Annotated in this window: 13 protein-coding genes; all 13 read left to right on the forward strand. The window is 48.9% G+C overall.

Annotation, left to right across the window (positions count from 1 at the left end; all coding sequences use genetic code 11):
* Position 1: 1 nt before the first annotated feature.
* A complete protein-coding gene (locus GQF01_RS13630) occupies positions 2-886 on the forward strand; it encodes an ABC transporter ATP-binding protein (RefSeq protein ID WP_161407307.1) in 885 nt (294 codons plus the stop codon).
* A 17-nt stretch (positions 887-903) separates the two neighbouring features.
* A complete protein-coding gene (locus tag GQF01_RS13635) occupies positions 904-2,637 on the forward strand; it encodes a glycoside hydrolase family protein (RefSeq protein ID WP_161407308.1) in 1,734 nt (577 codons plus the stop codon).
* Positions 2,638-2,650: 13 nt separating this feature from the next.
* On the forward strand, positions 2,651-3,655 hold the full coding sequence (locus GQF01_RS13640) for an aldose 1-epimerase (RefSeq protein ID WP_161407309.1): 1,005 nt from the start codon (positions 2,651-2,653) through the stop codon (positions 3,653-3,655).
* Positions 3,648-4,742: a Gfo/Idh/MocA family protein gene (locus GQF01_RS13645; RefSeq protein ID WP_161407310.1), complete on the forward strand. Its 1,095-nt coding sequence runs from the start codon at positions 3,648-3,650 to the stop codon at positions 4,740-4,742. The genes GQF01_RS13640 and GQF01_RS13645 overlap by 8 nt, the downstream gene beginning before the upstream one ends.
* 34 nt (positions 4,743-4,776) lie before the next feature.
* Positions 4,777-5,679: a sugar phosphate isomerase/epimerase family protein gene (locus GQF01_RS13650; RefSeq protein WP_161407311.1), complete on the forward strand. Its 903-nt coding sequence runs from the start codon at positions 4,777-4,779 to the stop codon at positions 5,677-5,679.
* 28 nt (positions 5,680-5,707) lie between these two features.
* Positions 5,708-6,802 (forward strand): fatty acid desaturase family protein, encoded by a 1,095-nt coding sequence (locus GQF01_RS13655; RefSeq protein ID WP_161407312.1) that lies wholly within the window; start codon positions 5,708-5,710, stop codon positions 6,800-6,802.
* Positions 6,799-7,116 carry a MocE family 2Fe-2S type ferredoxin gene (locus GQF01_RS13660; RefSeq protein ID WP_145655747.1) on the forward strand — a complete coding sequence of 106 codons (318 nt, stop codon included), beginning with the start codon at positions 6,799-6,801 and terminating at the stop codon, positions 7,114-7,116. Before GQF01_RS13655 ends, GQF01_RS13660 begins: the two co-directional genes overlap by 4 nt.
* Positions 7,117-7,565: 449 nt before the next feature.
* Positions 7,566-10,715: an S-layer homology domain-containing protein gene (locus tag GQF01_RS13665; protein WP_161407313.1), complete on the forward strand. Its 3,150-nt coding sequence runs from the start codon at positions 7,566-7,568 to the stop codon at positions 10,713-10,715.
* A 162-nt stretch (positions 10,716-10,877) separates the two neighbouring features.
* Positions 10,878-12,203, forward strand: a complete 1,326-nt coding sequence (locus tag GQF01_RS13670; RefSeq protein WP_161407314.1) for a Gfo/Idh/MocA family protein — start codon at positions 10,878-10,880, stop codon at positions 12,201-12,203.
* On the forward strand, positions 12,196-14,187 hold the full coding sequence (locus GQF01_RS13675; RefSeq protein ID WP_161407315.1) for an alpha/beta hydrolase family protein: 1,992 nt from the start codon (positions 12,196-12,198) through the stop codon (positions 14,185-14,187). The genes GQF01_RS13670 and GQF01_RS13675 overlap by 8 nt, the downstream gene beginning before the upstream one ends.
* Positions 14,188-14,200: 13 nt before the next feature.
* Positions 14,201-14,875, forward strand: coding sequence for an aspartate/glutamate racemase family protein (locus GQF01_RS13680; protein ID WP_161407316.1), 675 nt, complete (start codon positions 14,201-14,203; stop codon positions 14,873-14,875).
* Entirely contained in the window at positions 14,869-16,128 is a 1,260-nt protein-coding gene (locus GQF01_RS13685; RefSeq protein WP_328803455.1) for a ribulose-bisphosphate carboxylase large subunit family protein, read from the forward strand. The genes GQF01_RS13680 and GQF01_RS13685 overlap by 7 nt, the downstream gene beginning before the upstream one ends.
* Before the next feature lie 37 nt (positions 16,129-16,165).
* Positions 16,166-17,524 carry a four-carbon acid sugar kinase family protein gene (locus GQF01_RS13690; RefSeq protein ID WP_161407317.1) on the forward strand — a complete coding sequence of 453 codons (1,359 nt, stop codon included), beginning with the start codon at positions 16,166-16,168 and terminating at the stop codon, positions 17,522-17,524.
* Positions 17,525-17,565 lie beyond the last annotated feature (41 nt).

Consider the following 17,565-nt stretch of genomic DNA (forward strand, 5'->3'; position numbering starts at 1 on the left):
GATGATACACTGCGATAATCTGGTTAAAATCTACAAAATTGCTGATTTGGAAGTTGTGGCCTTGCAGGGGCTGGATCTGCATGTGGAAGCTGGCGAACTGATGGCCATTATCGGCAATAGCGGCAGCGGCAAATCAACGCTGCTGAATATGCTTGGGGGACTTGATCGTCCTTCGGCAGGACGTTTGATCGTAGATGGCAAGGACCTTCTTAGTATTCGCGAGAAGGACCTCGTCAAATATAAACGCGAGTCGGTCGGTTTCGTTTGGCAGAATAATGCGCGCAACTTAATCCCCTATTTGACGGCACAGGAGAATGTGGAGCTGCCTATTCTTCTGCAGGGGAAACGGAAACGGGAGCGTGCGCTTGAGCTGCTTGAAGCAGTTGGGCTTAGCCATCGAAGGAATAACAAATTGAACCAGTTATCCGGTGGTGAGCAGCAGCGTGTAGCGATTGCGATTGCCCTTGCGAATCATCCGAAGCTGCTGCTTGCGGATGAACCCACGGGTTCGGTCGATACGCGCATGGCTAACCAAATCCTTGATTTGTTCAGGAAGCTATCCCGAGAACTGGGACTCACCATCGTGATCGTGACCCATGATCCGATGCTTGCTAAGAAAGTGGATCGTGTGGTAGCTATCCGGGACGGAAGAACATCGTCAGAAATTTTGCGGCGTAAGTCGTATGAGCAAGAACTGTTGGATCTAGAAGAAGGCATTGAAGAGCAAGAAGAGGAGTCTCACGTCGAGTATGCGGTGCTTGACCAGGCAGGTCGGCTGCAAATTCCAGCGAGTTATCTGGAGACCATCGGAATGAAAGAAGCGAACAAAGTGAAGGTTACCGTGGAGGATGGCAAGATTGTGCTCATACCTCCGATCAAAGTATAACGAAGGAGCAATTGTCGATGATTAGCGAGGAAACAAAACAAATACCAGACACCCTTCTGCTCGAAGAGCGGGCTGGGCATGTGCTTAGCGCCATTATTGGCATGGCGGATGAGGATGCCGGATATATTCCTTTTTTTGCAGCGAATTTGATGGAGAAGCCAGCGTTTCTGACGCATGGGGATTGGGATTATGGCTCCAGCCATGGCCGTTTGGTGGATGCCCTCATCTTGGCGAGGCATATGACAGGAGACGAGCGGGGGCGGGATATTGAGGAGCGTTACAGAGCCAATTTCCTTAGCTTTTTTAAAGAAGATGGACTCAGTTACCGCCAAATCAATCCGAAAGCGCCTTGGGAAACGAACGCTAATTTGATTGATCAGCGGGCCGTCATCCTCGCGCTGACTTCCTGGTTTATGTCCACAGGCGACCGCAAGATCAAGCATGTTGCTGATAAGCATGTGGCTGCGCTCAAGCGTATCGCTATTAAAGAGAAAGACGTATGGTACTATCCGGCTTCTGAGTACACGGTGAATGGCTGGCCATCGACGAACGCGGTTCAGCTGCGATTAGCCCCGGACCCGGCTGCCTTCTGCGGTCGTTTGGTCATGCCCTTGCTCAAGTATTATGAGCTGACAGGGAACATGGATGCTTTCGAGCTGTGCCAGTTCTTCTCGGCGCTAATCGTTCATCGCAGCGGTGTTTTCAATCCGGATGGCAGCTTCAACGATTCGCTTGCTTATCGCAGCGGTCATTTCCATACCCGTATTGGTACGCTGGATGCTCTTGCGCGGTTTGCTTTGCATACCCAGGACGCTTCGATCATCCATTTCGTCAAGAAGAGCTATGATTGGGCGTTAACGCGCTGTACAACGTTTGGCTGGACGCCTGGCGATATGCACGAACAAGCATTTGAACATGAAACCTGCTCGCTTGTGGACTTGATTTCTACGGGAATTACGCTGGCTAGAGTCGGCTATGTCGAGTACTGGGGCGTCGTCGAACGTTTCCTGCGCAACCACTTAACGGAGTCGCAACTGCTGAATCTGGATTGGGTTGTGGGAGCTGACAACAAAGCGAATGATGATGTTGGGATGAAATCCTACTTCAACGTGGCGGAGCGCACGCGTGGCGCGTTCGCCGGGTACTCCGCACCGAACGATTTCTGTTGTAATGTCAGCGGAGGCAGAGGGCATACCAGCGATCTGCAGACCTGCTGTATCGGCTCAGGGACGCGCGGTTTATTTATGGGATGGAGCAATACGATTACAGAGCATAATGGGACTATCAGTGTGAACTTCCTGCTCAGCAGAGGCTCCCGTTGGCTAGACGTTTCCAGCCATCTGCCTCACGAGGGACGGGTGGAATTGGAGATTCATCGCAGCCTGCCTAGGCTGTTGGTTCGTATCCCTGATTGGGCTGGTTATGCGAAAGTAGAGATTTACCGAGAGCTTGGAGATAGCGTACGAACACATTCCGGAAGCGAACCAAGCATGTGGGTGAACCAGCGTTTCCTCGCAATGGGCCAAGTCCAGGCTGGCGAGAAAATCACGTTGACCTTCCCGCTTAGTGAGCGCCAAACCATAGAGAAGGCGGTGGGGCAGGAGTTTATTACACGGTGGCGCGGGGATGATGTCATTCATTTGAGCCCGGCAGGGACGCATCACCCCTTTTATAATAACCGTAAAATATTTGAGAAAGCACCCCTCCGTACAGGCCAGTATCGCCGCTTGCAGGAGGAATTTTATTGGTAAAAGGAGGGGGCCCATGGGTAAATATCGGGCAGGCACTGAGCTCAAAGAGGGATTCTCAATCATCAAGTTAACGGATGAAGGAAGCCGTTCCTCCGCGGAACTGCTTCCGGCAATCGGTAATAATCTCTATCGTTTCACCTGCGGTGGATATGAGGTCCTTGTGCCGCCTGCGAACTTAACATCTTTTTCACTGGAATCGGATGAGGTATTTAAGTATGGCACACCTCTCTTATCTCCGCCGAACAGGGTGAGGAAGGGTCAATTTATATTCAAGGGGCGTGCCTATAAGCTGCCTCTGAACGAGCCTCCTGACCATCATTTACACGGTGAAATATGTGCCAAGGCATGGGAAGTGATAGCTTATGGCGCTTCGGAGGAGGAAGGGGCTTGGGTGACCAGCCAATTTCGCTATGCCGAACATCCAGAGATAATGGCCTATTTTCCTCATAAGCTGGTCTTCACCATGACTTATCGGCTGTGGGATGGACGACTTGATTTGGAAGGAGGAATTACGAATGAAGGCGTGGAGGAAGCACCGTTCGCTTTTGGGCTGCATCCTTACTTTGCAGTTCCGTTCGGGAGCGGTGAAGAGATTTCCCTTCGTATACCTGCGGCTGCGGAATGGCCTGTTACGAATCAGGCATTCGTAATGGGGACACCAGAGGTGTCGGCTTTCAGCCAAGGGCTTCTTGAAGGTGTCCCTATCGACAATTATCCGCTGCTTGGCTGTTCATTGATCTCCATGGGGCAAGCTGCGGATCGTACATGCCGGATTGATATGAAGAATCGGGACTACACGATTGCTTATCAGTTTGATCAGATTTTTCCTTATGTCGTCTTATTTCGACCCGATTGGGCATCGGCTTATTCGCTGGAACCTTACACCTATGTTACGGATGCATTCAATCTTCCTTACGAACACGAACTGACGGGAGCCCGAGGCATACGGGCAGGTGAACATGTCCGATTCACAACAGGGATGTGGATTGAGAAAAGAGGAGGCGCAGCGCATGGATAATTTGGATTTGAATATCAGGCCGGAAATGCCGGCACGCAAAGATTTCCGAATCGGCTGCATCGGTTCAGGGTTCATTATGCGAGACTGCCATCTTGTGGCTTATCGTGATGCTGGCTTTAATCCCGTGGCGATCGCATCGCGAACCTACGATAACGCCAAGGCGGTTGCAGAACTGCGGAACATTAAGACTGTGCACAGGACGTGGGAGGAGCTGGTGCAGGATTCGGATATCGAGATTTTGGATATCGCGTTTCCCCCGGATCGGCAGCTTGAAGTTGTCCGACTTGCGGTGAAGATGAAGCATATCAAAGGCGTTTTGTGCCAAAAACCACTGGCTATGAATACGAAGGAAGCCCGGGAGATCGTGGAACTTTGCGAGAATGCGGGTATCAAAATCGCTGTCAATTCCAACATGCGCTACGACCAGTCGATGCGTGCTCTCAAGACGATTCTTGAGCGGGGCTATCTTGGGCAGCCAGTTATAGCGACGATAGAAATGCGCGCAATTCCGCATTGGCAGGACTTTCTGCATAAGTATGAGCATCTTGAGATTATGAATATGGGGATTCATCATATTGACGTGTTCAGGTATTTGTTCGGCGATCCGCAGAAAGTTACAGCCGTTACGCGCAGCGATCCCCGGACCAAATTCCCACATATAGACGGGATATCGCAATATACGTTCCAGTATGCGAATGAGTTCATGGCGACCAGTCTGGATGACGTCTGGGCGTGGCCGGGAGAAGGAACTGAGAAGGATATTTACATCAAATGGCGGGTCGAGGGACTTAGCGGTATGGCACAGGGCACGATAGGGTGGCCGGTTTATCCAGAGAGATCGCCAAGCACATTAGCCTATACGACGACACAAGCACCGAATCAGTGGTTCCGTCCAACATGGGACGAAGTCTGGTTTCCAGATGCATTCCAAGGCACGATGGCGCAGCTGCTGCGAGCGGTCGAATCAGACAGCGAGCCTGAAATTGGCGGCAGGGATAATTTGAAGACGATGGCAGCTGTCGATGCTTGTTACAAGTCCATTGCTGAAGGCAGGACAGTCCTATTTTCCGAAGTATCAGATTCCTAACAAATACATTTCATTTACTAGGAGGAAATTGCTAATGATCTCAGTCGGTATTTTTAATGGGTACTATCCGTATTCCTTGGAGGAATCCATCTCCCGCATGAAAAGAGACGGGTTTTCCTGTGTGCAACTGGATTTGTCCTTCAAAGACATGGATCTTGCCTACGAAACGCTAACGAAAGAAAAGTGTCACCGTATTCGCGATGCCTTCCGTGATGCTAATTTGCCGATCGTCTGCATTTCCGGTTATACGAACATCATTCATCCAGATCCGAAGAAGCGTGAACAAAATTTGTTCGGCTTGCAGACTTTGCTGAAGTTTGCCCGCGATTTGGGGACTCCGTACGTCATCAGCGAGACGGGCACTTATCATACGGAAAGTGATTGGGTGTGGGATCCGAAGAATGGTTCGGAGGAAGCTTACGAGGAGACTTGCCGTCAAATTGAAGCACTCGCCAAGTTCGCTTATGACCATGGATCGGTATTCCTTGTGGAAAACTACGTAAATAACGTGATTGGCTCTGTCGACTCGCTAACTCGTTTATTCTCGGATGTCAATCATCCAGGCCTCGGACTGCTGATGGACCCGACTAACTACTTCACGGACAGCAACATTGGCCACGTCGATGAGACATTGAACCGCATTTTCCATACACTCGGGGATAAAATAAAGATTGCGCATGCCAAAGACTGCAAGCCTGCCGAGGATTTGTCAGAGAAGCATGCTGAAATCGACGCCGTCGAGTCGCATACCTTCCGGGGTGCAGGTGCCGTTGAGCTTCCAGCTCCCGGACTTGGCATTCTGAACTATGACTTATATTTGCAAAAGCTGTCTAAGCTGCACCCGAATATTCCGATTATTATCGAGCATCTGGATGAGCAGGATATCCCGCGCGCGAAAAAATTCCTTGATGACAAGCTGAAAACAATCGGCGGCTAATAGGTAAGGGAAGAAGGAGTGACTTGACATGTCCGTAAAAAAGAAAAAAAGGGACTACAGCATCACAGGAGCTGAGAATCATCGGGCAATCGAGCTCGGGCTAGCGGATGCGGAGTGGTATACATGCCCAATTCCTCGTCAGCGGATGAAAGAATTGATGAAAAGGAAGGATGGCCCGGCCATTCGCGACACGACCATATGGATTGGCGGACTTCTGATTCTGGGGTATCTTGCTTACTTGTCCTGGGGAACCTGGTGGGCAATTCCTGCCTTTCTTGCTTATGGCATTCTCTATGCGACGCCAGGCGATTCCAGATGGCATGAGTGCGGGCACGGAACAGCATTTAAGACGCCTTGGATGAACGAAGTCGTGTATCAGTTTGCGTCCTTTCTAGTCCTGCGGTCGGCAACTCCTTGGCGGTGGAGCCATGCCCGCCATCATACGGACACGATCATCGTTGGACGTGATCCAGAGATCATTACTGAGCGGCCTCCGATTTGGAAAATTCTTATTATGCAAATTTTTCATCTGTATGGCGGGCCTATTGAGATTAAACGATTCTTTCTCCATACGTTCGGCAGGCTGGATGAGCAGGAGAATGCGTATATTCCCTCCTCACAGCACCGGAAAACATTTCGAGAAGCACGCATTTATATGCTTATTATTCTTGCTGTTCTGGCAGCATGCCTAGTTACAGGCAGCTTATTACCTGCAATGTTCGTGTTTCTGCCTTCCTTCTATGGTGGAATTGTTGTGCTCCTGTTCGGTGTTACGCAGCATTTGGGTCTCTACGAAGATGTGCTGGACCATCGTTTGAACACTCGAACGGTTTATATGAATCCGATTTTTCGGTTTTTGTATTGGAACATGAACTATCACACCGAACACCATATGTTTCCAATGGTTCCTTACCATGCGCTGCCACTGCTGCATGAGGAGATGAAATCCGATTGCCCTGCAGCGAGACCAAGTTTAGGGGCAGCACTGAAAGAGGTTGTTGGTGCTTTAAGAAAGCAAAAGCAAGACCCTGCTTATGTTGTGGTGAAACCACTTCCTAGAACGGCGCGCCCATATATGTACGGGCCTGCTCATGCGTTAAAAGAGAGGAGCGAATTAGGATGAGTCTCGGAGAATGGATTGAAGCATGCCCTGCAGATGAAGTGGAGATGGAAGATGTCATCCGTTTCGATCACCATGATCGGACATTTGCGATTTATCGCACGGAGAAAGGCGACTACTACGCATCGGACGGTTTTTGTACCCATGGCAAGTTTCATTTGTCTGGTGGCTTAGTCATGGGTAATCTAATCGAGTGCCCGAAGCATAATGGCCGTTTTGACATTCCCACGGGTGTTGCGAAACGCGTGCCTGCTTGTGTAGATTTGCAGACGTATCCGGTGAAGGTAGAAGCGGGAAAAGTGTTTATTCAAATTTGAGCATAACGGACCCAGATAGCTCTATTTGGTGCTTTTGGGCTAGTTTTAGTATCTAACGGACTCACGAGCCGCTATCGGCTATGAAATCACGTAGAACATCGATAGAATCCATGAATAACGTCTCCTCAGTCCGATAGCCCCTCCAATTCAGCCGAATTTGGCGGAATAACGTCAGTTGAGTCCTTAAGAAAAAAAGTAGCTACTTGGAAGGGCTTGTCGGGTGAGCGGCTATTGGTGGGATTCGTGGTGCTTTAACGCAGGATGAATAAAACAACCTATAAAATTGCATAAAAGCCCCCATAATACGGCCACGTTTTTGTAATAAAGTTAGTCCATGCAAGAAAATGAGCGAATGAGAGCGGGGCTGATTACATTGAGGCAATAATTTTTTTTGCACATAATGTAAGCGTTTTATAATGGGGTATCATCTTGATAAGGAGGTGCACGAAATGAGGAAAGAACTTGCTTTGTTACTAACCATTATGCTGTTATGTTACTGCTTTACCCCTTTTGTCAGTGCGGAAGAAACCGCTGCACCCAAAACACCATCCACAACGACGGCACCAAAACCATCAACCAAACCTGCGGCAAAACCAGCAGCAAAGCCCACAGCAACTCCGACCGTAACGGTAGATACTTATTTAGCTGATCAACTCAGTGATCTGAAAAGTCTTTCGAAGGATGACAAGAAAAAAATCAATGTTCTCTTGAAAATGGATGCGATTGAGAAGTCGTCTGCGGATACTTTTGGGGTGGAAGATGCCATCAATCGAGCTCAGTTAGCAAAAACAGCTACGCTCGTGTTGGGATTAACCATCGAAAACATGGTCACGGGATCAAGTTTTACAGATGTCTCTACGAATGACGTTTCAAGTCACTATGTGGAGGCGCTAAAGAAAGCAAATCTCACCTATGATGCAGTTGATAGCAAGTTCAATCCGACAGGAAACGTTACCCGCCAAGAGCTCGCTATGCTGTTGATCAAAGGACTCGGCTTGGATGAGAAGGCGAAAGCAGCAGCTCCTAGTAAAGATGAGACGGTAGACGCTAATTATAAAAGTTATGTCACCTACGCGCTGCAGCAAAAGCTCATGACTAATCAGGCAGATGGCAAATTCGGCGGTACGGTTACCGTGACTCGAAAAACACTTGCACTGGCTTCTTATGCAGCTCTCCAGCTTCATCTGACTACGGCTAAACCTGCGAAAGCTTCGATTGCAGAAGTAAAAGTAATCGGTAAAACCAAAATGATCGTTAGGCTGAATCGCGATGTGGATGCCAATAAAGCCGTTTTGACAGTTACCAAAGATGGACTGTTGGATTCAGATGGAGAACCGCTGCCTCTAACAGGTGGTGTCGATTGGTCGGAAGACAATACGACAGCAACAATGAATATGGACGATAAGTTCGTATTCGGCAGCTATCAAGTGGTACTATCCGATGTGGACGTTGCAAAAGGTACAATGACATTTATGCCGGAGACGGAACGAGTTACGAAGGTTGAATTCGTTACGAACACCGAAAAGCTGCCAAAGTCAAAAGTGCTCATTGAGTATAAGGCGACTAACCAGTTTGGCGAGAAGATGGAATTGTCGGCAAGCAATGTGAATGTAATTGTTAGTGCCAGTGCAACGAAGAACGTTGTACCTACAATCTATTCCAGCATTAACGCAATCGGTATGGATTTGAGTAATGTTCTGTACAATAGTTCAATAACGGTTGTTATCCTTGAAAAAAGTGGATACATCTCCGTTAGTAAAACGTTTCCAGTTGGCGATCCTCCGCAAGTGAAAAAGATTGATTTGGGAGATGCCAAAAACAATATAAAACTCCCAAGTGGTCAGTTGCTTTTTAGATCAGGTGAGAAAGCTTATCTTGCCTTTAAAGCATACGACCAATATGAGAATCGAGTCGTTGATCCGCTGTATTTGAACATTGGCATTCAGCGGATGTTTACCGGGGGACTCGGAAATGTATTTAAAAGTGAAGGTCAAAACGACTTTGTTGATTTCGAAAATGATGGCTACCCCGATTTACAATTGGTGGCTTACCCGGGACTAAACAGCGACAAAGAAGTTACGATTACTTTGTTCTACGACGGTAAGCAAGTATCCCAGACGGTTCTAGTAAGAACTCCGAAGTCACCTTCGGCGATAACGATCGGTCCATTAGCCAAACCAATGACGGAAGGCGACACCAATGTTTCTATCAACTTAAAAATCGTCGACTCTTCCAATTACGAATTAACTCCAGCGGAAAGAGCATCTCTTTTATCATCTGGCAAAATATCGCTATTCGCCACTGGTGGCATAACGCTAGGAAATCCCGCTATTGATGCGAATGGAGCGATTATCGTCCAGCAGGTGACAGGACCGGGTCCAGCTACGATCAATATTCGTCAGAATGGCACGAATCAGGTGGTAACACTCCAGACGAATATTGAAACTGGACGCAAGCCGGATAAAATTATCGTTGATGCTAATGGATCTGCTGCAAATGTTTTGGCACTGAATGGTTTGGCTAATGGAGTAACTACGGCCAAAGCCCAATTCATCATTTACGATCAATTCGGCATTGAGTACAAAACGAAGCGTGATGATTATAAGGTTCAATTGAAACTTGAGAAAATCAGCGGTGATACAGGCTCAGTTGTTAGTGTGACCTATGGCAGTAAAAAAGAAGTATGGCTTAGCGATGCCAATTTGGTGGCTTTGAAAGATTTAGGTGATGTAGACATAACAAGTCTAACATTCAACCCTTCACCAACATTGAGCGGCAGTTATAAGCTGACAGCTACAATCGTTCATGTTGAGGCAACTACCGGCCAAATCCTTGAGGCGTTGAGTTCCGATTCTGTGACGGTTGACGTCAAAAACATCGCTAACGCGAACTTGACCTACTCGGTTGAAATGTCGGCTAGTGGTGATCTTTTCGCGATTGGTAGAGCACTCCTCGATACTGGCGCTGCTCCCACGGTTACAGATATAACGTACCTGCTGGCTGACTACTCCATGTTAACTCAGACAGCTGTAGTAAAAGTCAAAGACGGATCAAGCGTTGAGGCGTTTTCCATCACGCCAAAGGCTGTTACTTCTGATAATCCAAAGGTCATCGGCACCAGGGGAAATCGGGTTATTGGTTTGGATACAGGTAGAACGAACTTGACGGTTTGGTACGATTCTCCACTCGGAGGACTTCAGAAGCTCACAATTACGAAAGGGTCCAACGTTGATATTCTAGTTCCTACCGAAATTAAGACAAATGGCGGCCCAGCAACCTTTACAGGTGATCCAGCGGCAATACTGAACGGCAAGTACATCTGGGATTCCAGCTTAATGGGTAAATTGCAGGCTACTACGGGTTACGGTACGATTAATCTGCATCAAGCAACCTATTTGCTAGGTGTCACTGGTGTGCAGGCTTTCATAAGTGATATTGAATACACAACGTTGGATACGAGTAAGCAAGATCAAATTGTTGTCAATCCTGATTTTACATTAACGTATACCAAAAAAGGCGGTACACGCACCATTAAGCAATTTGCTATTTATGTTGTTGCTGGCACATATTCGAAATCGTTTGTTGTTAAATTGGAATAAAAGATAACACGACCCTCTTGTCCCTGTCGGTTTACCTGACAGGGCATTTTTACGTCCAACGATCCCGAGACAGGATTGACCTATAATGACAGTCGTTTTCACTAATGGTTTGCCATTCGCAACTTTGTATACTTAACAGTAGAAGCAGGGAGGGATATCATCGTGGCGAAGAAAAAATACGTGATTTGCGGTGTAAGCACGAGGGCAAACGGCATGTTTATTCGTCCTATGCTGGATACTTTTCATCAGCATTGCGAGATTGTCGGCTTGCTGGATGCGGACCCAAGCCGCTTTGCCAATTGCTTTAAGAAATTTCCGGCGCTGACAGGGACCCCGGTATATGCTCCGGCTCAGTTTGAGCAGATGATCGAGGAAACGAAACCAGATGCTGTCATCGTTGCAGGCGTGGATTACACCCATGCAGATTATATAGTAGGGGGCTTGCAGCACGATCTGGATGTGATATCGGAGAAACCGATGGTGACGACGGGAAGCGACTGCAAGCGGGTATTGGATGCTCAGAGTAACAGCAAGGGGAAACTTTACGTCACTTTTAATTATCGGTATTCTCCGATTCATACAAGAATTAAGGAACTGATTCTGGAAGGCAGAGTCGGCCGGGTGACTTCCGTAGATTTGAATTGGTACATTGATACGTATCACGGTGCAAGCTATTTTAAACGATGGAATCGTAAACGTGGCAACTCCGGAGGGTTGTCGGTGCACAAAAGCACGCACCATTTTGATCTTGTAAACTGGTGGATCGGCCAGAAACCATTGGAAGCGTTCGCATATGGAGCCTTGCATTATTTTGGTCCGGAGGGGGAACTCAATCCCGTGAAGGAGGACGGCAGACACTGCGGAACATGCCGAGTCAAACCTTCTTGTTCGTATTTCATGCGATGGTCCTCACGGAGCAAAGAGATTGTACCTCCAGACGACCATGTCAATGCGCTCGAAATCAAACCAGACCATTTCACAGGATATCGTCCTGATGGCTGCATTTTTGATAGCGAAATTGATATTGAGGATACGTATGCCGCTGTTGTTAAGTACGATAAAGGCGCTATGCTAAGCTACTCCGTCAATTTCTCGGTGCCATACGAAGGTTATCGCCTTGCGATCAATGGTACGAAAGGCAGAATTGAAACGAAGGAAATTATGTCCGGACGCGCTTCATTCCATGTGCCTGAGCAAACCATCGACTACTTCCCACTGTTCGGAGGCAAAGAAACGATACATGTTGTACCGAAAGCAGGAGGGCATGGCGGAGGTGATCCGCTTATTTTGGAAGACTTATTCCTGGGACCTGATCCGCAGCGTCATTATGACATAATGGCGGGTGCTGAGGCGGGGGCCCTTGCGGTGCTAACAGGAGAAGCTATTTGGAAGTCAGCAGCTGCCAATCAACCAATCCGTTTATCGGATCTGCTGGTTGAATCAGAACTGGCAGAAGTATCAAGAGGAGGAGGGGCTCATCGTGTTTGAAAAGTTTGAAAATGTTCAAATCGCCCATTTTGATGTGAAAAGCCAGCTGCCAAGATGGATTTACGAATCCGCCATGCGAGCAGCGGAGAGGGGCGAGCTTGCGCGTGAGTCGATCACGACTGCAGCTGATCTTAAGCAGCGCCAAAAGGAGATTCGTGAAGGGATCATCACCTGCGTAGGTGGCTTGCATGCTTCCAATACACCGTTAAACCCCCAAATCACAGGAAGGGTCTCAGGAAATGGCTTCCAGGTAGAGAAAGTAATCTTTGAACCGCGACCACTTGTTTATGCGACTGCAAATCTATATATCCCTGATGGAATTACTAAGCCACGTGGCGCAGTGCTTCTGCTATGCGGACATCGCGAGCAGGCCAAACACTGCGACGAGTACCAGACTGTCTGTCATTACTTGGTTCATGCCGGTCTTATCGTACTGTCCCTTGATCCAGTAGGTCAGGGCGAGCGTTTCGGCTTCTATGATCCTGCAACTGGGCAGGCGCCGATGACGAGTGTGACCGAGCATGAAAATGTAGGACGGCAATGTTTGCCGCTTGGCGACAGCTATGCGCGTTATATGCTTCACGATGCGATGCGGGCCATCGACTATTTGTGCACGAGAGAAGAAGTTGATCCGCAAAGGATCGGAGTTACCGGTCATTCTGGCGGCGGCACCCAAACGGCACTGCTAATGATGGCCGACGAGCGCATCGCTGCTGCTGCACCAGGCGGTTTCATCATGAACCGTCCGTACTTTCTACTAACAGGTAAAGCGCAGGATGCGGAACAGAAATGGCCTGGATTTTCTGCGCTGGGTTTCGATCACGAAGATATCGTGCTTGCTATGGCACCTCGACCTGTGCGTGTGCTTGCCACAACTTATGATTCTGTACCAATTGAGGGTCCACGTCATACTGTCGCTGTTAACCGAAGATTCTGGGAGATGTATGACAAGAGCGAGAAGCTGGACATTTTTGAGGATGAAAATGCTCATCGCTTTTCTATTCCGCTCGCCCGTGCGGCAGCAGAATTCTTCTCGGAACAACTGCTGGGTCACAAGGTAACTCCGCAGGATGAAGTTATTCAATTGCTGCCAGCGGAGCAGCTTCATTGCACGCAGAGCGGGCAGGTCATTGGGGAATGCCCGAATGCCCGTAATACACACGATGAAACTAACGAGCGGTTGAAGCAGTTGGAGAAAGCGCGTAGTGAGATGCCAGAAGATCTGCGTAAGAAGCAGGCATTGAAATGGCTGCGCAATGCTGTCTACTTCAACCGCAAGCCATGCGATCTGAATCCACGTCTTTCCGGAGGCGGAGAGGTGGAGAATCTGTGGGCACTCAGGACGGTATGGTGGAGCCAGCGTGGTTTGCTGAACAACGCGCTGCAATTTTTCCCAGCTGAATCGGCGGGCCGCAAGCTGCCCGTTACTATAGCCGTATGGGATGGGGGAACCAAACAAATCAATGCGCATGCCAAATGGATCGAGGAAACCTGCGCTTCCGGACGTATAGCCATGGTACTGAATCCAGTGGGCATAGGCTCGTTATTGCCGCATGTGAACTCACCTGAAGAGAGACCCTACAAACGCTTTGGTATGATGGATCGCTATACAGATGAATTGATGTGGCTGAATGACAGCATGGCAGCTGTACGAACCTACGATGTATTGAGAGCTATTGAACTAGCAGGAACGTTGAAAAATATCGATTCTGATGATATCGAGCTTTACGGCTGCGGAAAATACGCTATATACGCCGAGTTAGCGGCACTGCTCGATTCACGCGTCCAACGCGTGTGTCTGGAGAATCGAATGAGCAGTCTCGCAGCGTGGATTAAAGAACCATTTTATGATGAAAATGATTCTTTAAGTTTCATATTGCCAGGCATGCTCCGCTATTTCGATATTCCTGATGCAGACAATTGGCTCACACAAGAAGGCAGATTAGGTACAGCCATTAAGCTTATGAATAATACGGCAAGCTAAAGGAGGAGAAGGAATGGCTACAGTTGTTGCTGTTTATACGGGTCAAGGGTTATCGGATCGCATTGGGCCGCTGTTTCGGGAGGAATTGCCAGGCTGCCGGCTCGTCAACATTATCGATGACAGTTTGATTGCCGACGTGATTCAGGCAGGTGGAGTGACGACTGCGGTAGTTCGCCGATTGGTTCAGTATTATCGACATGCCGAAGACATCGGAGCCGATCTGATCCTCAATACTTGCTCATCGGTAGGTGAAGCAGCGGATCGGGTGCGGTCGTTGTTCAATATTCCGATTATTAAAATTGATGATGACATGGCGCGTCAGGTTACCAAAAATTTCGATCAAATTGGCGTTCTGGCTACACTGCCGACGACACTAGATCCGACTAGGCAATTACTGCAAAGAGAAGCTGATCTTCAAAACCGAAAAGTCAGCGTAGTTGACGCCTTGGCGGAAGGGGCTTATCAAGCTCTAGTTTCAGGCCAGCCTGAGGAGCATGATCGTTTGATTTATGAAGCTGCTAAATTAGTAGCTAAAAAGGCGGATGTACTCGTGCTGGCTCAGGGCTCAATGGCGAGAATGGAAAAAACGCTAACCGAGGAAACCGGACTGCCTGTGTATGCCAGCCCGCGTCTTGGCATCATGGCCGTGCGGGCCGAATTGGAAAGACAGGGGAAATATCCATGCTGAAGAACGATCAAGTTATTGCAACCTACTGGCTCGAAACCGCATTTTCCCTGGAGAAGGCTTGTGAAATTATCGTCAGCGAGCAATCTACGGGCACTTTTCTGCCCTTGCCGAATGAAACAGACAGCTTGAAGCAAAAACATCGCGCACAGATTATCTCCATTCAGGAGTTAGAGAGCGCGCCCTTTCCTTCGCTGCCCGGGGCTAAGGTACCCTCAGGCAGCAAAGGCGTCTTCCGTCGTGGTATCGTGAAGATTGCATTCCCATATGCCAACATTGGACCTTCAATCCCGAACGTGCTGGCGACAGTTGCGGGCAATCTGTATGAGTTGGAAGAGCTATCTGGACTTCGGCTGCTTGATCTGGATTTGCCGCAGCAGTTTCAAGAGCGCTACGAGGGTCCGCAGTTCGGTATCTCGGGTACACGGGAGCTAACCGGTGTACATGGACGGCCAATCATCGGAACGATCATCAAGCCAAACATTGGATTGACGACCGAACAGCTGAGGTTGATTGTGCGTGAATTGGCTTTGTCTGGCATTGATTTTATTAAAGACGATGAGGTACATGGTAATCCGCCATATGCCCCAATTGCGGAGCGCATCAAGGTTGTCATGGAAGAAATAGAACGAGCAGCAGACCGAACGGGTAAAAAGACGATGTATGCCTTTAATATTACCGACGATATCGATCCCATGAAAGGTCATCTCGATGCGGTCGTGAAAGCTGGAGGCAACTGCGTCATGGTCAGCATCAACAGCATTGGGTTTGCTGGCCTTGCGCACTTGAGAAAGCATGCGCCCGTTTGTATACATGGGCACCGGAACCAATGGGGTATGATGTCACGATACCCGTATCTTGGCATGTCATTTGCTGCCTATCAGAAACTGTGCCGGCTGGCCGGTGTGGATCATCTGCATGTCAACGGGCTCAACAACAAGTTCTATGAAGACAATGCCTCCGTCGTAGAGAGCGTGCGCGAGTGCTTGACACCAATGTTCGATCAGACTGACACAGCACTGCCCGTATTGTCATCGAAGCAATGGGCGGGGGCAGCGCCTGAAACATACAGTACGCTTCGAACTGTAGATCTGATGAATATCGCTGGCGGTGGTATCCATGCTCATCCAGAGGGTCCCGGAGCAGGCTTCCGCAGTCTTGTGCAAGGGTGGGATGCGGCTCTAGCTGGGATTCCTTTGGAGCTGCATGCGAGCAAACATCCGGAATTAAAGCAGGCTTTAGCCGCATTCGGCTAAAGCTATCTTCAATTGGGTGGAAAGGGAGGGATACCGAATGCGAATCTGCTATTACGGCGATGACTTTACAGGTTCTACCGATGTATTAGAAGCGCTAACGATCGGCGGTTTGCGTATGATTCTGTTTATGGACATTCCGAGTCTGTCCACTTGGAAGGAGAAGTTTAGCCATTATGATGGCTTTGGGGTGGCAGGCGTTAGCCGGACGATGAGTCCAGATGAGATGGAGATGACGCTTCACCCCGCACTTACTGCTCTAAAGGCATTCCAAGCGCCAATTGTACACTACAAAATATGTTCCACCTTCGATTCATCACGAGTGGTGGGCAGCATAGGAGCTGTTATCGATATCGGACGGCGTGTATTCCCTGAGCAACGATACACCCCATTATTGGCAGGTTCGCCTGCATTAGGGCGGTATACGGTGTTTGGGAACCATTTTGCAGCAAAAGGGAATGATATTGTTCGTTTGGATCGGCATCCCAACCTGACACAGCACCCGGTTACACCGATGAAAGAAGCGGATCTTCGGGTTCATTTGGCTGAGCAGACCTCATGCTCGATGGGGCTTATGAGCGTTAAAGATTTGGAGCAAAGTGAACCAGATCTGCGAAATCGATTGGATGAAAAACTTGATCAAGCACATGATGTTTTGCTATTTGATGTGTTGACGGATGAGCATCTCACCAAAATCGGTGGTTTATTATCAGAGGAGAACAAGCGTGAGCCGATGTTTGTGATTGGTTCATCAGGCGTGGAGTATGCGCTAGTCTCCTATTGGCAGCAGAGGGGTTCACTGCCCGCAGCGCCCGAGCGGAAGAAGGCAGAGCCTGCGGACCGGCTCCTCGTCCTATCGGGCAGTTGTTCTCCAGCGACTTGTGCGCAAATCGAATGGGCAATGGCGCACGGTTATGTGGGTATTCGTGTACCTGCGCCTCTTTTTTTCGAAGAGGAGTCGGCAGCGGCAGCGGCCCAGAACTTGCTGATTAGTGAGGCGGAGCACTGGCTCCGGGCTGGGAAGAACGTTATTTTGTATACGGCACTTGGACCGCATGACGAATCTATTCAGGAGACGCAAGAGCGAATGCGAACGCGTGGACACAATGTGGCGGTAAGCGGTGAGCGTATTGGCGGACGTTTGGGTGAAATGACGAGAGCACTTGTTCAGTCTACGGGAGTCAGAAGAGTTGTCTTAGCCGGAGGGGATACGACAGGTTTTGCGGTCAAGCGAATGAATATGTACGCGCTGGAAATGATAGCTCCTGTTGTTCCAGGGGGGCCGCTTTGTCGGGCATTTTCGCAGGATGAATGGATTGATGGATTAGAAGTCGTTATGAAAGGCGGTCAAGTTGGGCCTCCTGATTTCTTCGATCGGGTGCTTCACGGGATATCTTGACTGCCGGACAGTTGGATAACATCCAGGGAATGGAAAGAAGG

This window comes from Paenibacillus silvestris, from assembly GCF_009882985.1.
Lineage (GTDB): Bacteria > Bacillota > Bacilli > Paenibacillales > NBRC-103111 > Paenibacillus_E > Paenibacillus_E silvestris.

What these genes read in the sequence shown, in the direction of transcription:
- GQF01_RS13665 (WP_161407313.1), top strand. Translation starts at nt 7,566, where the DNA reads ATGAGGAAAGAACTTGCTTTGTTACTAACCATTATGCTGTTATGTTAC.
- GQF01_RS13680 (WP_161407316.1), top strand. Translation starts at nt 14,201, where the DNA reads ATGGCTACAGTTGTTGCTGTTTATACGGGTCAAGGGTTATCGGATCGC.
- GQF01_RS13655 (WP_161407312.1), top strand. Translation starts at nt 5,708, where the DNA reads ATGTCCGTAAAAAAGAAAAAAAGGGACTACAGCATCACAGGAGCTGAG.
- GQF01_RS13645 (WP_161407310.1), top strand. Translation starts at nt 3,648, where the DNA reads ATGGATAATTTGGATTTGAATATCAGGCCGGAAATGCCGGCACGCAAA.
- GQF01_RS13640 (WP_161407309.1), top strand. Translation starts at nt 2,651, where the DNA reads ATGGGTAAATATCGGGCAGGCACTGAGCTCAAAGAGGGATTCTCAATC.
- GQF01_RS13690 (WP_161407317.1), top strand. Translation starts at nt 16,166, where the DNA reads ATGCGAATCTGCTATTACGGCGATGACTTTACAGGTTCTACCGATGTA.
- GQF01_RS13685 (WP_328803455.1), top strand. Translation starts at nt 14,869, where the DNA reads ATGCTGAAGAACGATCAAGTTATTGCAACCTACTGGCTCGAAACCGCA.
- GQF01_RS13630 (WP_161407307.1), top strand. Translation starts at nt 2, where the DNA reads ATGATACACTGCGATAATCTGGTTAAAATCTACAAAATTGCTGATTTG.
- GQF01_RS13660 (WP_145655747.1), top strand. Translation starts at nt 6,799, where the DNA reads ATGAGTCTCGGAGAATGGATTGAAGCATGCCCTGCAGATGAAGTGGAG.
- GQF01_RS13650 (WP_161407311.1), top strand. Translation starts at nt 4,777, where the DNA reads ATGATCTCAGTCGGTATTTTTAATGGGTACTATCCGTATTCCTTGGAG.
- GQF01_RS13635 (WP_161407308.1), top strand. Translation starts at nt 904, where the DNA reads ATGATTAGCGAGGAAACAAAACAAATACCAGACACCCTTCTGCTCGAA.